Consider the following 17,987-nt stretch of genomic DNA (forward strand, 5'->3'; position numbering starts at 1 on the left):
TGCGGGGGCCGGTTGACATTCTGGTCAGACCGGGCGGGAGGACCACCAGTGACATCCTCCAGGACGCCAAACCCCATCATCACTGTTGACATTTCAAGCAGGGCCATGTGGGTGAATCGGCGCCTGGGTGGGACAGGCCTGCTGGTGGCTGGGGCTACGGGTGGTCGGGAACGCCGAACCGGGTGTGGGCGGTGGTGTCGGGTAGGTGGTAGGCGCGGCCGTTGGTGAGGGTGTTGAGGATGGTGGCGCTGCGCCACGCGCCCAGGCCCAGGTCGGGGGCGCCAACGCCGTGCGTGTGCAGTTCGGCGTTCTGCACGAACAGGGTTCCGGTGACGGCCGGGGACAGGGCCACCCGGTAGTTGGCGTCCACCCGGTAGCGGCCGCGCTCGTCCCACTGGATCAGGTCGACCAGCGGGTCGAGCAGGGCGGGGCGGCGGGCGGCGTAGCCGGTGGCCAGCACCACCCGGTCGGTGTGCACGGTGAAGGTGCGGTCCTGCTGGGTGTGGTGGCAGGTCAGCGCGTAGCCGTCGGCCTCGGCGGCGGCCGCGCGCACCGCGACGTTGGGCATCAGCAGCACGTCGGGGCGCGCACCGCCGATGCCGCGGGTGTACAGCACGTCGTGGATCTCGGCGAGGGTGTCCGCGCTGATCCCCTTGTACAGCTGCCACTGCGCGGGCACCAGGCGGTCGCGCACCTCCGGCGGCAGGCCGTGGAAGTAGCGGGTGTAGTCCGGGGTGAAGTGCTCCAGCCCGAGCTTGGAGTACTCCATCGGCGCGAACGCGGGGGAGCGGGTCAGCCAGCGCACCCGCCAGCCGGTCTCGGGTGCGCGGCGCAGCAGGTCGAGGAACACCTCGGCGCCGGACTGGCCGGAGCCGATCACGGTGATGTCCTTCGCCCCGGCCAGATCGGGTAAGCGGTCCAGGTACCGGGCGGTGTGGAAGACGTGCGCGCCGACCAGTCCGGCCAGCGGTTCGGGGATCACGGGCTCGGTGCCCACCCCGAGCACCACGTTGCTGGCCGAGGTGGAAACCGGTCCGGCGGCGGTCTGGTAGTCCACAGTGAACTGATCGCCGGACCAGCGCAGCGCGGTGACGTGGGCGCCGAACCGGCAGGACGGCAGGGACTCGGCCACCCAGCGGCAGTAGTGGTCGTACTCGCGGCGCGGGATGTGGAAGCGTTCGGCGAAGTAGAACGGGAACAGCCGGTCGTGCGCGCGCAGGTAGGACAGGAACGACCAGCGGCTGGTCGGATCGACCAGGCTCACCAGGTCGGCCAGGAACGGGACCTGCAGGCGGGCGTCGTCGAGCAGCAGCCCGGGGTGCCAGCGGAAGGTGGGCTGGGCGTCCAGGAACAGGGTGGTCAGCTCGGGCAGTGGCTCGGCCAGCGCGGCCAGGCCCAGGTTGAACGGGCCGATGCCGACGCCCACCAGGTCGTACTCGGCCGGCGGCGTCATCGGGTCGCCGCCTCGGTGTCGCCCGCGCGCACCACCGCGGCCAGCAGGGCGTCCACGTCCGCGGTGGTGGCGTGCGGGTTGAGCAGGGTCAGCTTCAACCACACCGCGCCGTTGACCTCGGTGCGGCCGACCACGGCCCGGCCCTCGCGCAACAGCCGGCGGCGCAGCGCCGCGTTGATCCGGTCCAGGTCGGGGACGGCAGGGTCCTGCCAGCGGAACACCGCGGTGGTGAGCACCGGGTCGGCGGCCAGGGACAGCCTGGGGTGCGCGCGGACCCGGGCCGCCGCGTGGTGGGCCAGGGCGTGGCAGGCGTCGACCAGCCGGCCGAGGCCCTGGCGGCCCAGCACGCGGAAGGTCACGGCCAGTTTGAACGCGTCCACCCGCCTGGTGGTGCGCAGGGACCGGCCGAGCAGGCTGGGGTAGCCGGCGGTCTCGTCGTCGGCCGGGTTGAGGTAGGCGACCCGGCGTTCCAGCGAGGCCAGCGACTTCACCCGCGCGGTGAGGAACACCCCGGCGGGCACCGGCTGCCAGCCCAGCTTGTGCAGGTCCAGGGCGATCGAGTCGGCGCGGTCCAGCCCGGTGAGCAGGCCGGCCAGGGCGTCGGAGAACACCGCGCCACCACCGTAGGCGGCGTCCACGTGGCACCACACCCCGTAGCGCGTGCACACGTCGGCGATCGCCGGCAACGGGTCGATGCTGCCGAAGTCGGTGGTGCCGGCGGTGGCCACCACGGCGGCCGGCACCAGCCCGTCGCCCACGGCCGCGGTCAACCGGTCGGTCAGCGCGGCCGGGTCCATCCGGTGGGCGCCGTCCACCGGGACCGCGATCACCGCGTCCTCGCCGAGGCCGAGCAGGGCGGCGTTGCGCCGCACCGAGAAGTGCGCCACCTCGCTGCACAGCACCACCAGCCGGCCGGCGGCAACGCCCAGCCCGTGCGCGGCGGCGGGCCGGCCGGTCAGCCGGGGCGCGGCCCGGTCCCTGGCCAGCAGCAGCCCCATCAGGTTGGACTCGGTGCCACCCGAGGTGAGCACGCCCCCGGCGCGGTCGGGCGGATAGCCCACGGCGGCGGCCAGCGCGCGGATCAGCCACGGCTCCAGCGCGGTGGCGGACGGCCCCTGGTCCCACGAGTCCAGCGACGGGTTCAGGGCGGCGGCCACCACGTCGGCGGCCACGGCCACGGCCAGCGGTGGGCAGTGCAGGTGGCCGGCGCAGTGCGGGTCGGCCGGATCGGCGGTGCCGGCGGACAGCGCGGTGGCCAGGCCGGCGAGTGCGGTGGCCGGGTCGGTGCCGGTCTCGGGCAGGGCGTTGCCGGCGAGGGCGGTGGCCACGGCGGCGGCCACGTCGGCCGGTGTGCCCGCCGGCACCGGGCCGGCACGCAGGTGGGCGCCGTCGGCCAGGGCGCGCACGGCCACGTCCAGCAGCGGTGCCAGGGCGGCGGGACCGGTGAGGCCACCGGCGAGGGCGGCGCCGGACCACACCGGCGCGTTGCCCAAGCCGGTGTTGTCCAAGTCCGTGTTGCCCAAGTCCGTGTTGTCCAAGCCGGTGTTGTCCAGGTCCGTGTTGTCCAGGTCCGGGTCGGCCCACTCCGGCGCGCTCACCGGGCCGCCCCCGGGTGGGCGCGCTCGGCCGCGGCCACGGCGTCGGCCAACCGGGACAGCACGCTGTCGGCCTGCTCGTCGGTGATGATCAGCGGGGGCAGCAGCCGCACCACCGACTCGTCGCGCCCACCCAGTTCCACCAGCAGGCCGCGGGCCAGGCACTCCGCGCGGACGGCACCGGCCAGGGCCGGCGCGGTGGGTCGGGCACCCAGCTCGTCGGGTTCGCCGTCCGGCTGGACGATCTCCACCCCGATCATCAGGCCCCGGCCGCGCACCTCGCCCACGCACGGCCGGTCCGCCTGCACCCGCCGCAGTTCCCGCACGATGCGCTCGCCCACCGCGGCCGCGCGCAGGTCCAGCCGGTGCTCCCGGACATACCGCAGGGTGGCCGCGCCCGCGGCCATGGCCAGCTGGTTGCCCCGGAACGTGCCGGTGTGCGCGCCCGGCGCCCAGGTGTCCAGTTCCTCCCGGTAGACGAGCACGGCCAGCGGCAGGCTGCCGCCGATCGCCTTGGAAGCCACCAGCACGTCCGGTCGCACGCCGCTGTGCTGCACCGCCCAGAACGCGCCGGTGCGGCCCACCCCGGTCTGCACCTCGTCCACCACCAGCGGGATGCCGTGCTCGGCGGTGAGCGCGCGCATCTGGCGCAGCCAGCCGTCCGGCGCGGGCACCACCCCGCCCTCGCCCTGCACCGGCTCCAGCAGCATCGCGGCCGGCGGCAGCACGCCGGAGCGGGAGTCGGTGAGCAGCCGCCGCGCGTACCGGGCGGCGATCTCCGCGCCCATGTCGCCGCCGATGCCGAACGGGCAGCGGTAGGCGTACGGGAAGGGCAGGCGGGTCACCTCCAGCGCGGTGGCGCCCAGCGGTGCCTTGACCGCGAGGTTGCCGGTCGCGGCCAGGGCGCCGGCGGTCATGCCGTGGTAGCCGCCGGTGAACGCGAACAGGTTGTGCCGGCCGGTGGCGGTGCGGGTGAGCTTGATCGCGGCCTCGACGGCGTCCGCGCCGGTGGGGCCGCAGAAGTGCACCCGCCAGCCGTCCGGGCCGCCGGGCATGGTGTCCAGCAGCGCGGTGGTGAAGTCGTCCTTCTCCACCGTGGCCATGTCGAGCACGTGCAGTGGCGCGCCCGCGTCGAGCACCCGCCGGATCGCCGCCACCACCACCGGGTGGTTGTGCCCGAGCGCCAGGGTGCCCGCGCCGGCCAGGCAGTCCACATAGGACCGTCCGTCCGCGCCCTCGACCACCAGGCCGCTCGCCCGCACCGGCACGATCGGCAGCGACCGGGCGTAGGTGCGGGCCGAGGACTCACGATTCTCCTGCCGCCGCAGCACATCGGCGCCGACGCCGTGGTCGGACCGGGGGCGGGGCAGCTGGGGGGCGACGGCCATGGAACCTCCACGGGTTGGGGCGGCCCGGAAAACCCGGCCCAGAAGAAGAGTGGACCCTGGATTCGAGTATGGACACCCGAGATCGCGGTGTGCTTGCATGAGTTCCGAGCCGGCCAGGCAACGAGATCCGACTCTTCCGGCGGGAGTGTGGGATGACCCATCGGGACGTGCGGTCGGACAAGTTCACCTCGTTGGACCACATCACCGCCAGCTACGGAACCCTGTTGGCCCACACCGACCGCGATCCCGCGGTGCTCGGCGACGACTGGGGGTACCACCTCGTCCAACCGGTGTCCGCCGAATGGCCGTTGGCGTGCCTGCGGATCACCCGCCGCCCACCCGAGGCCACCCTGCGGTTCTGGTACGGCCTCGGTGTCACGGCCGTGCGGCACGCCAGCGGCGCGCGGGCGTGGACGACCATCCGGCGGCTGCTGGACAACGGGCAGCCGGCGATCGTTCCGGTGGACGCCTTCCACCTGCCGCACAGCGCGCACCACCGGATGTCCCACCACGCGCACCGCGTCGTGCTCACCGGATACGCCGGTTCTGAGGTCACCGTGGTGGACAGCCACCGGGAGAACCCGTTCGCCGGCGCGGTGCGGGTCGACACGCTGACCGCGGCCATGGGCTCGGACGAACTCGCCGCGCACCGGGATGAACCCGACTGGCGGCACTGCGTGATCAGCGTGCTGGAGCCGCCGGAACCCGACACCACGCCGTTGGCCGCGCGACCGGCGCAGCTCGCGGCGGCGCTGGACCGCAACACCCGTGCGGCGGTGCCCGGTGACCCGAGGCGGACGGCCCGGACCGGCCGGAGCCTGCTGCGGGAGTGCGCCGACGCGCTGCGCGTGGACGCGCCCGCGCTGGCCGGGCTCAGCCCGGAGGGGCTTGCCGAGACCAGGGCGTGGTGCACCGCGGTGGCCAGCCAACGCGCGCTCAACGCGCGGTTCCTGCGCGTCGCCGCCGAGGCACTGGGCCGGCCGGGGCTGCACGACTGCGCCGAGCGCGCCGAGCGGCTGGCCCGGCGGTGGTGCACGGCCGGCAGCTACCTGTACGTGCAACTGCCCCGCAAGCGCACCGCGGCCGTGCTGGGGGTCGCCGGCCAGTTGGAGGAGATCGCCGCGCTGGAGGCGCTCTGGTGCGGGGAGATCCGGCGCGCCCTGGCCGGGTGACGCGGTGCGGCACGGTCGAGGTGATCGGGGCGGCGCCGGTCCGCCCCCGCCGCCGCTGCCCCGGCTGGACCCGCCGTGGTCGGTGCGGCCGGCCGAACCCGACGGCGCCGACCTGGCACTGATCCACGGCTGGATGCACCAGCCGCACGTGGTCGAGTTCTGGCACCAGGACTGGCCGCTGGACCGGTGGCGCGCGGAACTGGCCAGGCAGGCCGGCGGCCAGCACTCCCTGCCCTGCCTGGCCGAACTGCGCGGCCAGCCCGTGGCCTACCTGGAGGTCTACCGGGTGGCCCTGGACCGGCTGGCCGGCCACTACCCGCACGGCGCGCACGACCTCGGCGTGCACGTGGCCATCGGCGAGCCCGACCGCACCGGCCGGGGCCTGGGCACGGCGCTGCTGCGGGCGGTGGCCGACGCGCTGTTCGCCGCTGATCCGGCCTGCCAGCGGGTGGTGGCCGAGCCGGACACCCGCAACGCGCGCTCGGTGCGGGCGTTCACCGCCGCCGGGTTCACCGCAGCCGGCGAGGTGCGCTTCCCGGAGAAGACCGCGGCGCTGCTGGTGCGGGCGCGGGAGCCGACGGCGTGAGCCCCGGCCGGGGCCCGCCCGCCTGCTCCACAGTGGACCGGCACCCTCGGCCCGCGCACCCGATCCTCCGAAGTGGACGGACAGCGGTCCGGGTGCGGGTTGGGGCGCCGACCGGGCCGGGGCCGGGGGAGCCCCGGAGCCGAGCCGGCCGCGGCCGCGCCGCGACCGGTGGGACGGGGACCCGACGGTTGGCGGGAGGGCCCGCCGGCTGGCCCGGCCGAGCGCGCCCAGCGGCGGCGGCGCGCCAGGATCGAGGCCCTGACCAGCCGGTTATACTGTGGCAATCATGGTTACCTCCGGAACTCGACCGTGACCGGGCCCCGATCCGACGCTCGGCTCCGCTCCCCAGACGACATCCTCGCCGAGGTCGCCGCCGCCGTCAGCCTGCAGGAGGGGCCGGCCGGAGTCCGGTCCGTGGTCCGGGCGCTGCGCGCGCTCGCGCCCACCTCGACCAGGGGGATCAGCCGGCACACCGGGCTGCCCGTGCCGATCGTCGCGGCCGTGGCCAACGAGCTGCGCCGCCGCGACCTGCTCGGCGAGGAGCGCCCGTCCCGGCTCACCCCGGCCGGCCTGGCCCTGGCCGACCAGCTGGGCATGGCCGCGCCGATCGACCTGGACGCCACCTGTCCGCGCTGCGCCGGCCACGAGGTGGTCATCCCGCCCAGGCTGCACCAGGCGGTGGACCGGCTGGCCCAGATCATGGCCGACGGCCCCGAGGCGGACCTGGCCCTGGACCAGTCGCTGTGCACGCCGGAGACCAAGGTCCGCCGGGTGGTGACGCTGCTGCGGGCCGGGGTGCTACCCGGCGGGTCGCTGCTGCTGGTCGGCGACGACGACCTGATCTCGCTGGCCATCGCGGTGGTGGGCGACGTGTTGGGCAGCCCGCTGGTGGACCGGCTGGCCGTGGTGGACATCTCCGAGCGCATCCTCGACCACATCGTGGCCGTGTCCAGCGAGCTGGGCGTGCGCGTCGAGGCCGTCCAGCACGACCTGCGCCAGCCGCTGCCGAACCAGCTGCGCGGTCAGTTCGACGCGGCCATGACCGACCCGCCGTACACGCCCGAGGGCGCGCGGCTGTTCCTGTCCAGGGCGGTGGAGGGGCTGCGGCCCGGCCCGGCGCACAGCGTGTTCTTCTCCTTCGGCCCCAAGGGGCCGGACGAGCTGCTGGAGGTCCAGCGGGAGATCATGGACCTGGGCCTGGTCACCAACGGGTTCATCCGCAACTTCAACGAGTACCGGGGCAGCGGCATCCTCGGCGGCACCGGCTTCCTCCAGCACCTGCTCACCACCTCGGCGACCGCGTCCGCGCTGCCCGCCAGCGGCTACGACGGCCCGCTGTACACCAGGGACAAGCGCACCAGGCAGCGCGAGTACGAGTGCGTGGCCTGCGGCGAGCGGATGCCGGTCGGGCTGGGCGCGCGGTGGGAGTCGGTGGCGGCGCTGCGCGCGGCCGGCTGCCCCCACTGCGGCGGCGGCCCGTTCCGCCCCCGCCAGCTCCTCCCCGAGACGGCACCACCAGCACAGCCAGCGGCACAACCAGCGACGCCACCGGCACAGCCAGCTCAACCAGCGGCACAAGCGGCGCAGCCGGCGCGACCCGAGACGGCCAGCCAGCCCGAGGTGGCCGGCGTCGAGGACGTCGTGGTCCGCGCGGCCGACGAGCGCGACCTGCCCAGGCTGGCCGAGTTCGAGGCGGAGATCGCCCGGATCTCGTTCGGCGAGGCCGCCGTGGACGACCCGGCCAAGCACGAGGCTCGGCTGGCCAAGGCCATGACCAGGTCCAGGGCCGGCATGTACGTGGCCTGCCCGGCCGAGGGCGGGCCGGCCGTGGGGTGGATGTGGATGAGCATCAACCAGAACGCGGTGACCGGTGAGCGCTACGCCAACTTCCGGTCGCTGGCCGTGGCACCCGTCCCGGACCGCACCGCCGTGGCCGAGCTGCTGATCAGCACCGGCCTGGGCTTCGCCGCCGAGCACGGCGTCACCGAGGTGGTGGGCAAGGTGCACGTCGGCAACGTGCCCATGCGCGCGCTCTACCGGAAGTTCGGCTTCGAGGCCACCCACCTGAGCATGCGGCTGAACCGGCTGCCGGAGGCCCGATGAGCGGCGGCGGCAGCTTCGACCGGGTCAAGTGCGTGGTGTGGGACCTGGACAACACCGTGTGGGACGGCATCGCCGTGGAGGCCGCCACCGACGCGCTGCCCGACCCCCGGCCGGCGGTGCTGGCCGCGGTGGACGCGCTGGCCCGGCGCGGCGTGGTGAGCAGCATCGCCAGCCGCACCGACCCGGCGCTGCTGGACCGGGTCCGCGCCGACGCCCGGCTCGGCGACCGGTTCCTCGTGCCGCAGGTCGGCTGGCAGGACAAGAGCGAGTCACTGCGCCGCATCGCCGCCGACCTCGGCATCGGGGTGAACACGCTGGTGCTGGTGGACGACAGCCCCTACGAGCGGGCCGAGGTCGCGGCCATGCTGCCCGAGGTGCTGGTGCTCGCGCCCGAGGCCGTGCCGGACCTGGTCGACGCGCTCGGGTCGGGCCCGGTGACCGACGAGGCGGCCCGGCGGGTCGCCCGGTACCGGGAGGAGGCGCTGCGCCGGCAGGCCGGCGCCGAGTTCACCGGCTCGCGCGAGGAGTTCCTCCGGTCCTGCCGGATGCGGCTGCGGCTGGCCGCGGCCGGCCCGGCCGAGGTGGACCGGTTCGTGGAGCTGGCCACGCGCACGCACCGGCTGAACTCCTCCGGCCTGGCGCTGTCCGCCGACCGGGCGCGGGAACTGGTCGCCGACGCCGGCCACGTGCTGCCGGTCGCCTGGCTGGACGACCGGTTCGGCGGCTACGGGATGATCGGCGCCGCCCTGGTCGAGCGGGACCAGGACCAGCACCGGTGGTGGGTGCGGCTGCTCGCGCTGTCCTGCCGGGTGGCCGGGCGCGGGGTGTCCCTGGGCTTCCTGCGCTGGCTGATGGACCGCGCCAGGGCGGACGGCGCCACCGAACTGCGGGTGGACCTGCGGGCCACGTCGGCCAACCTGGAGCTGCGGCTGCTGTTCCGCCAGGCCGGCCTGCGGGTGCTGGACAGCGACGGCCCGGTGGACCCGGCGGCCGGCCCGGTCACGCTGAGCCGGTCACTGGCGCGGCCGCTGCCCGCGTACCCGTCGTGGCTGGAACTGGTGGAACCGGAGGACGCGTCCAGTGTCGGATGAGCAGACCCGCGCCGACGTCGAGCGGGTGATCCGGGCGCTGCTGGCCGAGGCCGTGCGGGTGGACCCGGCCGCCATCGACCGGCTGCCCGCCGACACCGAGCTGTTCGGCCCGGAGATCGGCCTGTCCTCGCTGGCCGGCGTGACCCTGCTGACCGCGATCCGCGACCGCTACCAGGTGGACGTGGCCGACGAGGACCTGAACCTGGACTCCCTGCAGTCCATCGCGACCCTGCGCGACTTCGTGGCCGAGCGCGTCTGACCGCCGGGCGGTACCCCCGAACCGGGGCTGTCCGGCGCGCCCGGTTTGGTCGCGGCTGCCCGACTGCTGTCACGGTCGGTGACTCTTGACCACCACTGGGTCACCTCTGCATGATGAGGGTTGTCGCTGGGGCACCGGAGGAGAAGGCCCTCGCCCGCTTCCGCTGTCCGCGTCCTCCCTGGGGGTTCGATGGCCCTGTTCGTGCCGCCCGCACTCACCGCAGCCACCTGGCACCGGGCCGGCATCCGGTTGCTGGCCAAGGCGATCGCGGAGTTCTCCCACGAGGGGCTGCTGGCGCCGGAGGAGATCGGGCGCGGCGAGTACCGGCTGGCCCTGACCAGTGGGGTCGCGTACGTGTTCCGGGCGCGGCGCGGAGCCTACGAGACCTGGCACGTGGAGCCGGGATCGGTGCGCCGGGTGTTCGACGACCAGATCGTGGTCGCCAACGACCCGCTGCGGTTCGTGCTGGACGCCAGGGAAACCCTGGGGCTGGCCGGGGACACCGCCGGGCACCTGGTGCGGGAGCTGTCCGCCACCCTGGTCGCGGACGCCGGGCTGCTCGCGGGCGACGCGCTCAGCTCGGCCGACCTCGCCGACCTGCCCTACGCCGACCTGGAGGGCCACCAGACCGGGCACCCGTGGCTGGTGCCGAACAAGGGCCGGGTGGGCTTCTCCGCCTCGGACGCCGCCCGGTACGCGCCCGAGGCCCGTACGCCGCTGCGGCTGCCGTGGCTGGCCGCGCACACCGACATCGCCGAGTACCGGGCCGTGCCCGCGCTGTCCGCCGGCCGGCTGCTCAGCGAGGAACTCGACGACGCCACCCGGCTGCGCTTCGCCAACAGCCTCGGCCGGCGCGGGCTGGACCCGTCCCGCTACCTGTGGCTGCCCGTGCACCCGTGGCAGTGGGACGAGGTCGTGGTGACCACCTTCGCCTCGGACGTGGCCACCAACCGGATCGTGCCGCTGGGCGAGGGCTGCGACAGCCACCTGCCGCAGCAGTCCATCCGCACCTTCTCCAATGTGGACACTCCGAGCCGGCGGCACGTCAAGCTGCCGCTGTCCATCTTCAACACCCTGGTGTGGCGGGGCCTGCCGACCGAACGCACCCTGGCCGCCCCGGCCGTGACCGAGTGGGTGCTCGGCCTGCACGCCAACGACCCGTTCCTGGCCGAGGAGACCGACGTGGTGCTGCTCGGCGAGGTCGCGTCGGTGACCGTGCGGCACAGCCTGCTTGAGGACATCCCCGGCGTTCCCTACCAGTACCGGGAACTGCTCGGCGCGATCTGGCGCGAGTCGCTGATCACCAAGCTGGTGCCCGGGGAGCGGGCCCGCACCCTGGCCAGCCTGCTCCACGTGGACCACGCCGACCGGCCGTTCGTGGCCGAGCTGATCAAACGCTCCACTGTGGACGCGCGAACCTGGCTGGGCCGGGTGTTCCACGCGATCCTGCCGCCGCTGCTGCACTTCCTGTACCGCTACGGCGTGGCGTTCTCGGCGCACGGGGAGAACGCGATCCTGGTGTTCGACGAGCACGAGATGCCGGCGCGGCTGGCCGTCAAGGACTTCGTCGACGACGTGAACGTGTGCGCCGAACCGCCGGGGCGGCGGCTGTTCCCCGAACTGGCCACCATGCCGCCCGAGGTCGACGCGGTGCTGCTGCGCGAACCACCGGAGATCCTGCGCCACCACATCGTCACCGCCCTGTTCGTCGGCCACTTCCGCTACCTGGCCGAGCTGTTCCAGCGCTACTTCGGCGTGGCCGAGGCCGAGTTCTGGGGCATGGTGCGCGCCGAGATCACCGGCTACCACCAGCGCTTCCCAGAACTCGCCGACCGGTTCGCCCTGTTCGACCTGCTCGGCCCGGACGTGGAGCGGTTCGGCCTGAACCGCAACCGGCTGCTGGTCGACGGCTACCGGGACCGGCCGGAGCGCCCGCACGCCGCCAGGCACGGCCGGGTCGCCAACCCGCTGCACCAGCCGTGACCGCGGGCTCCGCGCCCGCCGGGACCGCACCCGGCGGCGCGTCCTGATCCGCCCGATCCGGGCACCCGACCACGCGTCGACGCGCGGGAGCCGACTCAGCCACCCCGTCCCAGGCCCATCCGGTCGGCCAGCGAGTGCAGTTCCGGCCCGCCCGCGTCCCGCCGGGCGCGCTGCAACACCTCGGCCACGATCTCGCGTGCCCAGACACTGCGCCTGGTGCGCACCGGCGCCAGCTTCTCCGCCCGAACCAGCAGGTCGACCACGTCGCTGTCCCGGTTGCGCAGCGCGTGCAGGGCGCGGGCCTGGTCGATCAGGAAGGCGTTGCGCCGCGACCGGACCGGGATGTCCGCCGGCCGCACCCGCGCCGCCACCTCGGCAGCCAGCAGGGGATCGCCCGCCTCCAGCGCAACGCCCACCCGCCAGAGTTCGACGTTGAGCGGGGAGAACGCCAGGAAGTAGGCGTTGCTGCCGCTTGTTCGCCTGGCCGTCGCGGCTGCCTCGCTCAGGTGCTCGCCCGGGTCGCCGGTGCCCAGCAGCGCGGCGCACAGCGCGACGGTGAGCAGGGACGTGCCGTAGACCTCGACCGCCGCCTCACTGTCACACCTCGGCCGCAGCAGTTCCACCGCACGCCGCGCCAGCAGGCCGGCGTGCTCGAACGCGCCCAGCCCGATCAGCACCCGGGTGCGGGCGTACTCGGCGGCGGCGATCAGCAGCGGGTCATCCAGCCGCAGGGCCGCCTCGTGGCCCCGGTCCGCCGCGAGCCAGGCCAGATCAGCCGCGCCGAGCAGGAGGGCCAGCAGCGCGGCCGTCTGGGTGGCCTGCACCGTGCTGTGCAGCGCGCGCGGCCGGTCCGCGCCTCCCGCCGCCGCCATGGCGTGCAGGTCGGTCAGCAGCCGGGGCAGTGCCCGACCGGCCTCGGCGTAGTGGCAGTCCTGGTGCCAGGCCGCCACCTTGGTGGTCTCCTCGCCGAGTTCGTCGATGGTCCGCCTGGTGCTGGCGACCGGCTCGTCCAGGCTGCTGGCCAGCAGTGCCGCCCGGATCTCCGGCAGCGCGGCCCGCGCGTCCAGGCAGCCGCGGTCGGCCAGCGACTGGCGTTCACCCAACTCGACCGTGCTCACCCGGAGGGCCGAGGCGATCCTGGCCAGCGTCGCCCACCGGTCCACCACGACCAGCCCGTTCTCGATCTTGGACAGGTAGCCCTTGCCGAGGCCGGTGTGCCCGGCCAACGCGTCCAGCGTCATTCCCCGGCATTCGCGCAACCGGCGAATGTCCTGGCCGATGCCCAGTATTTCGAAATCCATGCGCACAACGCTACGACGGCCTCGGCCGCGGTTGGCTGAATTGTGCCTGATAGGAGCAGCGCGCGGGCGGAAAATCCAATAGCGGTCGGGTGTCCTGCCGCTGTTTCTGGCGGATCCGCCGTGCGGCCTGACCGGTTTTCCCGCGTTCTCCGGAGAACAGCTTGCCGGTCACTGCAACGGCGTGTCCAGTTATGGCGCGCCCAGTTGTTCGGAAGCTTTGAGCGCCGACCCGCCCTGCGCCGGCCCGCCCGTGCCTGGCCGGGTCGCCGCGCGTCGTGCGCGGTCGGTTCCACGCCGGACGGGGAAGTTCCCCGCGCCCGCATCACCGGTGCCGACCTGGTACGTCAGACCTGGCGTGGACGAATCGCACAACCATGCCCGGGCCCAGCGCCGACACCCCGGCCGAGGCGGTGTTCCCCGCCCACGCTTCCTCAGGTACGCCTGGCGGTGGTGGCGTTCCCGACGCGACTACGACGACCCGACCTGGCTGCTGTTCACCGCACTGGCCATGTGGCTGTTCGTGCTCTGGCTGATCTGTTTCTTCCCGCACTGACCGGAATTCGGTTTCACCACCGGTGCTGGAATTCGGCCCCGGTGGGGAGGTGGCGTGTATTTTCCGCCAGTTCGAGTTGCGGTCGCCTTTTCGCCGGGCGGGCGGGTGAGGTGGAATCGGGGAATGTGGTTCGTCCGGTGCTGTTCCACCGTTTCCGCGCTGGTCCGGAGCACCCCGCGCGGGCCGGCCCGACCAGCGCGCGTCACCCGAATGCCACGAGTTGTCCACAGGTGCGGTGAGTTGTCCACAGGCTCTGGCGTGGCTCTGGGTTTCGCTGGTGGTGGTCGATAGGCTGAACCTGGGGTCGCCCCCGGGTGGGCGGGGGACTGCGCTCCCGCGCCGCGAAAACCACCCCACCGATGACGGCCAGCCAGGTGCCGCCGCGCCGGCCGCATGCCGATCGCGGTGAGCACCGGCACCACCCGGCAGCGCACTGGCCAAGGAGAGCCCGCAGGCCCGGGGGAAGGCGTCCGGCCTCGGCCAGCACGCCGCGCAGGGACTGGCTGCCGCTGTGGTCGAACTGGCCGATCCGGTGCGTGTCGAACACCGCGGAACCCCAGTGGCGCAGCGGGCTGAGGCGGTAGCGCTCCCAGCACGGTGCGACGACTTCGTCGAAGCGGGAAGAGACAACACCAAGGCCAACGGGATGAGCAGCACCGAGGCAACGGCGGACAGGCGAAGCACGAGTTCGTCCACACCGGACCGTTGTGGGGATCGCCGCCGTCGAGGACGAACCGCGCCCCGGCTCGGTACACCTCGAAGTCGCCCTGTGCCGGGGCGGTGGAGCAGGACGTGACAGCCGGCCAAACCGGTCAACGCGGCGACAACGGCCAGTCCCGGGCGTGGTGCCGGCATCCGGGTGGAGGACGCCGGAAGTGGTACCGGTTCGCGGTTGCGCGGCAGCTGAGCACGATGCTTATCCCACCCGTATCCGCATCGTCGAATAATCCGGGCCATGCGGGTCCTGGTGGTGGAGGACGAACTCCAACTCGCCGACGGCGTCGCTGAGGCGCTGCGTCGCCGTGCCATGGCGGTCGACGTGTGCTACGACGGCGCTGCCGCGTTGGAGCGTCTCGCGGTGAACGCCTACGACGTGCTGGTGCTCGATCGCGACCTGCCCGAGGTGCACGGCGATCAGGTGTGCCGGCAGGTGGTGCGCCGTGGCGGTGCGACCAGGGTGCTGATGCTCACCGCGGCGGTGAGCATCCGCGACCGGGTGGACGGACTGGGGCTGGGCGCCGACGACTACCTGACCAAGCCGTTCGCCCTGGCCGAACTGGTCGCGCGGGTGCAGGCACTGGGGCGGCGGGCCATGCCGGCGCTGCCGCCGGTGCTGGAGCTGTCCGGGGTCGTGCTGGACCAACCCGCCCACCGGGTTTACCGGGACGGTGAGTTGTTAGCGTTGTCGCCCAAGGAATTCGGCGTGCTGAGCGTGCTGATGCGCGCTGCCGGGACGGTGGTCAGTCCCGAGGAACTTCTGGAGAAGGCATGGGACGAGAACGCGGACCCGTTCACCAACGCGGTTCGGGTGGCGGTGATGACGCTGCGTCGGAAGCTGGGCGAGCCGCCACTGATCACGACCGTCCCCGGCGCCGGCTACCGGTTCGAGGTCTGAGCGGCCGGCGCTGGCGGCTGTCGCTGCACGGCCGGATCGCCGTGGCCTGCCTGACCACCACCGCCGTTGTCGCGCTCTGGCTGAGCACCAGTCCGGTCACCGCCGCGCGCAGCGTCTTCACCACCGGCGTCCGGCCGTCCTGGCCGCTGTTCGGGTTCGAACTGGTGGCGTCCCCGGTGGTCACGCTGGTCGTGTACGTCGCCGTCACCGCGCTGCTCGGCTGGCTGTGGTGGGCGGTGGTGCGCTGGACGATACGTCCGCTGTCGGCGGTCACCGCCGCGGTGGCCCAGTTCGGCCCGCACAACCTGGGGCAGCGGCTGCGTCAGCCCGGGTCGGCCGCGGACCCGCTCAAGCGGCTCGCCGACACCATCGACGACGTGCTGGACCGGCTGGCGGCCGGGTTCGACGGCCAGCGCCGGTTCGCCGCCAACGCCTCGCACGAGCTGCGCACGCCACTGGCGGTGCAGCGGATGCTGGTGGAACTGGCGCTGGAAGCCAGCAAGGACAAGGAACTCCACCGGCTGGGTGGCCAACTGCTGCTGGCCAACGAGCGCAACGAGCGGCTGATCGAGGGGCTGCTGGCGCTCGCCGAGAGCGACCGGGGGCTCACCGGACACGTGCCGGTGCGGTTGGACGAGCTGGTGGTGTCCGTGCTGGAGACGCACGCCGAACTGGCCGCACAGCACCAGGTGACGCTGGAGCGCGAGGGCAGCGAGATGACCGTGCCCGGTGACCCGGTGCTGCTGGAGCGGCTGATCGTCAACCTGGTGCGCAACGCGATCACCTACAACCAGCCGGACGGCGCGGTCCGGGTGCTGGTCGAGTCCGGCCGGCTGGTGGTGCGCAACACCGGCGAGCGGGTACCGGCCGAGGCCGTGCCCGCGCTGTTCGAGCCGTTCCGCCGGTTGACCAGGGACCGCACCGCCGCCAGTGGCGGCGCCGGGCTGGGCCTGTCCATCGTGCGTTCCATCGCCACCGCGCACGGTGGCACGGTGACCGCCGAACCGGGCATCGACGGTGGCCTGTCCGTGGTGGTCGAGCTGCCGGTGCTGGACCGGCCGCACCAGCCGAGGACCTCCTGACCGGTGCCCTGGCCGGGATCACCGGATCGTGTGACTGCCGGATGCTTCGAACACATGTTTGACTGATGACATGGGTGACGGTGGAAGATCCGGTAGCGGCGGGGCGTTCCTTGGCAGTGGCGGGGTGCGGGCGGGGGCCCGGTCCGGCGAGCACGGTCCGCACGGGTTCGACTTGAGGAGACGCACGTGGCCACAGCAGCGCCGACAGGGCAGCTCACCGGGTGGCGCCGGGCGGCGTTCAGCGCGGCCGGGTACACCCACGACTGCTACGAGAAGGGCGCGGGCCCCGGGGTGGTGCTGGTCCCGGAGGTCCCCGGGATCACCCCCGAGGTGCTCGGGTTGGCCGAGCACCTGGTGGACAGCGGGTTCACCGTGGTGGTGCCCTCACCGTTCGGCGTGCCGGGCAAGCCGGAGACCAGCGGCTACCGCACCAGCGTGATCGCCAGGCTGTGCGTGTCCGCCGAGTTCCGCGCGTTCGCGCTCAACGCGCATCGCCCGTTCACCGACTACCTGCGCGCGCTGGCCCGCGACCTCAACGAGCGCACGCCCGGCCGTGGCGTCGGCGTCATCGGCATGTGCTTCACCGGCGGGTTCGCCCTGGCCGCGGCCGCTGACGAGGCGGTGCTCGCACCCGTGCTCAGCCAGCCGTCCGTGCCGCTGCCGCTGGGTGCCGCCCGGCGCCGCGACCCCGGGGTGTCCACAGCGGAGCTGGACCGGGTGGCGGCGCGAATAACCAGCGCCGGCCTGTGCGTGCTCGGCCTGCGGTTCACCGAGGACGGCTTCGTGCCCCCGGAGCGCTTCGCCACGCTGCGGGCCCGGCTCGGCGACGCGTTCGAGGTGATCGAGTTGGACTCGGCCCCGGGCAACAGCGGTGGCTTCGGCAAGGACGCCCACTCCGTGCTCACCCGGGAGCTGCGTGACGAGCCCGGCCACCCGGCCCTGCTCGCGCGCGAGCGGGTCGTGCGGTTCCTCCGGGAGCGCCTCACCCCGGAGCCGGACTCACCGCAGGCGACCGACCACGAGCCGCAACCGCGGAGCTGAGCCGAGCTGAGCTGGCCACCGCCAGCCTGAGCCAGCCAGGAGTGTCAGCGGCGCATGATGGAATCGCCGGCGTGAACGATGCCACGGACCTGGTGGCCGAGATCGAACGACATTGCGCCGAGGTGCTGGGGCAGCACGGTGGCCGCAACATGGCGGCGTTGGCCCGACGCGGTCACCTGATCGTCCCGGCCGACGCCGGAGAACAGGGCACCGGCCGGTGCCGCCTGGGTGGGGCGGCACTGCTCGAACCGGGCACGCGCTGGCCGGAGGTCGACGGCATTCCGCTCAGCCTGCTCGCGGTGCTGGACGTGGACGCCCTGGCGTGCTGGCTCGGCGCGGAACTCCCCGCCAGTCCCGGCCTGCTCAACTTCTTCCACATCCAGCCCTACCTGGATCACGAGCAGTACGACGGCGTCAACCCGTTCACCGACCCGCGCTCCTGGCGGGTCATCGCGGCGCGGCCGGAGCACGCGGTCGAGACACCTGCGCCCGCGGGGCACCTCACCAGGGCGGGCGAGGTGCTGCTGCGCCAACTCACCAGTGACGACGAGTTCGAGTGGGGTGACGGAGGGCAGCTGTACTACCTGATCTCAGCCGAGGCGCTGCGCGCCGGCGACTTCAGCCGGGTGCGGGTGCACCGGGGTGAGTGAGCCGCGACGCGGAGTGACCACGGGCGCGCAACCAGGCAACCCGGGTGAGGAGTGGAAGCGGAGAACGACAACACTGGTTGGTGGCGACACGGGTGCATCGGTGTGCACCACCAAC

The 17,987-nt window shown here is 73.6% G+C and carries 15 protein-coding genes; 11 read left to right on the forward strand and 4 right to left on the reverse strand.

The window, feature by feature from the left end; all coding sequences use genetic code 11:
• Positions 1 to 154: 154 nt before the first annotated feature.
• Genes LX83_RS27865 through LX83_RS27875 form a run of 3 tightly spaced genes read right to left on the reverse strand, consistent with a single transcriptional unit; the run spans position 155 to position 4,436 of the window.
• A complete protein-coding gene (locus tag LX83_RS27865; protein WP_253776655.1) occupies positions 155 to 1,453 on the reverse strand; it encodes a lysine N(6)-hydroxylase/L-ornithine N(5)-oxygenase family protein in 1,299 nt (432 codons plus the stop codon).
• The gene (locus LX83_RS27870) at positions 1,450 to 3,051 is read right to left on the reverse strand and encodes a pyridoxal phosphate-dependent decarboxylase family protein (protein WP_253776657.1); all 1,602 of its coding nucleotides are present in this window, start codon (positions 3,049 to 3,051) and stop codon (positions 1,450 to 1,452) included. The genes LX83_RS27865 and LX83_RS27870 overlap by 4 nt, the downstream gene beginning before the upstream one ends.
• The gene (locus LX83_RS27875) at positions 3,048 to 4,436 is read right to left on the reverse strand and encodes a diaminobutyrate--2-oxoglutarate transaminase family protein (protein WP_253776659.1); all 1,389 of its coding nucleotides are present in this window, start codon (positions 4,434 to 4,436) and stop codon (positions 3,048 to 3,050) included. The genes LX83_RS27870 and LX83_RS27875 overlap by 4 nt, the downstream gene beginning before the upstream one ends.
• Positions 4,437 to 4,588: 152 nt before the next feature.
• Here LX83_RS27875 and LX83_RS27880 point away from each other — a divergent pair, with 152 nt between their 5' ends.
• From LX83_RS27880 to LX83_RS27905, 6 genes are all read left to right on the forward strand, one after another.
• A complete protein-coding gene (locus tag LX83_RS27880) occupies positions 4,589 to 5,608 on the forward strand; it encodes a BtrH N-terminal domain-containing protein (protein ID WP_253776661.1) in 1,020 nt (339 codons plus the stop codon).
• Positions 5,609 to 5,612: 4 nt separating this feature from the next.
• Entirely contained in the window at positions 5,613 to 6,194 is a 582-nt protein-coding gene (locus tag LX83_RS27885) for a GNAT family N-acetyltransferase (protein WP_253776663.1), read from the forward strand.
• 309 nt (positions 6,195 to 6,503) lie between these two features.
• On the forward strand, positions 6,504 to 8,297 hold the full coding sequence (locus LX83_RS27890; RefSeq protein WP_253776665.1) for a GNAT family N-acetyltransferase: 1,794 nt from the start codon (positions 6,504 to 6,506) through the stop codon (positions 8,295 to 8,297).
• Positions 8,294 to 9,388: a hypothetical protein gene (locus LX83_RS27895; RefSeq protein WP_253776667.1), complete on the forward strand. Its 1,095-nt coding sequence runs from the start codon at positions 8,294 to 8,296 to the stop codon at positions 9,386 to 9,388. The genes LX83_RS27890 and LX83_RS27895 overlap by 4 nt, the downstream gene beginning before the upstream one ends.
• Positions 9,378 to 9,647: an acyl carrier protein gene (locus tag LX83_RS27900; protein ID WP_253776669.1), complete on the forward strand. Its 270-nt coding sequence runs from the start codon at positions 9,378 to 9,380 to the stop codon at positions 9,645 to 9,647. The genes LX83_RS27895 and LX83_RS27900 overlap by 11 nt, the downstream gene beginning before the upstream one ends.
• A 189-nt stretch (positions 9,648 to 9,836) precedes the next feature.
• Entirely contained in the window at positions 9,837 to 11,630 is a 1,794-nt protein-coding gene (locus tag LX83_RS27905) for an IucA/IucC family protein (RefSeq protein WP_253776671.1), read from the forward strand.
• A 95-nt stretch (positions 11,631 to 11,725) separates the two neighbouring features.
• On the opposite strand, the gene LX83_RS27910 is transcribed toward LX83_RS27905, so the two are convergent.
• Complete coding sequence (locus tag LX83_RS27910; protein ID WP_253776673.1) at positions 11,726 to 12,931, reverse strand: helix-turn-helix domain-containing protein; 1,206 nt, start codon at positions 12,929 to 12,931, stop codon at positions 11,726 to 11,728.
• A gap of 355 nt (positions 12,932 to 13,286) precedes the next feature.
• Here LX83_RS27910 and LX83_RS27915 point away from each other — a divergent pair, with 355 nt between their 5' ends.
• From LX83_RS27915 to LX83_RS27935, 5 genes are all read left to right on the forward strand, one after another.
• Positions 13,287 to 13,484, forward strand: a complete 198-nt coding sequence (locus LX83_RS27915) for a hypothetical protein (RefSeq protein WP_253776675.1) — start codon at positions 13,287 to 13,289, stop codon at positions 13,482 to 13,484.
• Between the two features lie 955 nt (positions 13,485 to 14,439).
• Positions 14,440 to 15,099: a response regulator transcription factor gene (locus tag LX83_RS27920; RefSeq protein WP_253776677.1), complete on the forward strand. Its 660-nt coding sequence runs from the start codon at positions 14,440 to 14,442 to the stop codon at positions 15,097 to 15,099.
• A 41-nt stretch (positions 15,100 to 15,140) separates the two neighbouring features.
• Entirely contained in the window at positions 15,141 to 16,181 is a 1,041-nt protein-coding gene (locus LX83_RS27925; protein WP_253776679.1) for a sensor histidine kinase, read from the forward strand.
• Between the two features lie 186 nt (positions 16,182 to 16,367).
• Entirely contained in the window at positions 16,368 to 17,222 is an 855-nt protein-coding gene (locus LX83_RS27930) for a dienelactone hydrolase family protein (RefSeq protein ID WP_253776681.1), read from the forward strand.
• A 71-nt stretch (positions 17,223 to 17,293) separates the two neighbouring features.
• Positions 17,294 to 17,872 carry a DUF1963 domain-containing protein gene (locus LX83_RS27935; protein WP_253776683.1) on the forward strand — a complete coding sequence of 193 codons (579 nt, stop codon included), beginning with the start codon at positions 17,294 to 17,296 and terminating at the stop codon, positions 17,870 to 17,872.
• The last annotated feature ends 115 nt before the right edge of the window (positions 17,873 to 17,987 follow it).

Origin of the sequence: Goodfellowiella coeruleoviolacea, assembly GCF_024171785.1 — a bacterium.
Taxonomy (GTDB): Bacteria; Actinomycetota; Actinomycetes; order Mycobacteriales; family Pseudonocardiaceae; genus Goodfellowiella; species Goodfellowiella coeruleoviolacea.

Excerpts from the sequence above, each read along its gene's own strand:
- LX83_RS27880 (WP_253776661.1), top strand. The coding sequence starts at position 4,589 with ATGACCCATCGGGACGTGCGGTCGGACAAGTTCACCTCGTTGGACCAC.
- LX83_RS27910 (WP_253776673.1), bottom strand. The coding sequence starts at position 12,931 with ATGGATTTCGAAATACTGGGCATCGGCCAGGACATTCGCCGGTTGCGC.
- LX83_RS27905 (WP_253776671.1), top strand. The coding sequence starts at position 9,837 with ATGGCCCTGTTCGTGCCGCCCGCACTCACCGCAGCCACCTGGCACCGG.
- LX83_RS27920 (WP_253776677.1), top strand. The coding sequence starts at position 14,440 with ATGCGGGTCCTGGTGGTGGAGGACGAACTCCAACTCGCCGACGGCGTC.
- LX83_RS27865 (WP_253776655.1), bottom strand. The coding sequence starts at position 1,453 with ATGACGCCGCCGGCCGAGTACGACCTGGTGGGCGTCGGCATCGGCCCG.
- LX83_RS27895 (WP_253776667.1), top strand. The coding sequence starts at position 8,294 with ATGAGCGGCGGCGGCAGCTTCGACCGGGTCAAGTGCGTGGTGTGGGAC.
- LX83_RS27875 (WP_253776659.1), bottom strand. The coding sequence starts at position 4,436 with ATGGCCGTCGCCCCCCAGCTGCCCCGCCCCCGGTCCGACCACGGCGTC.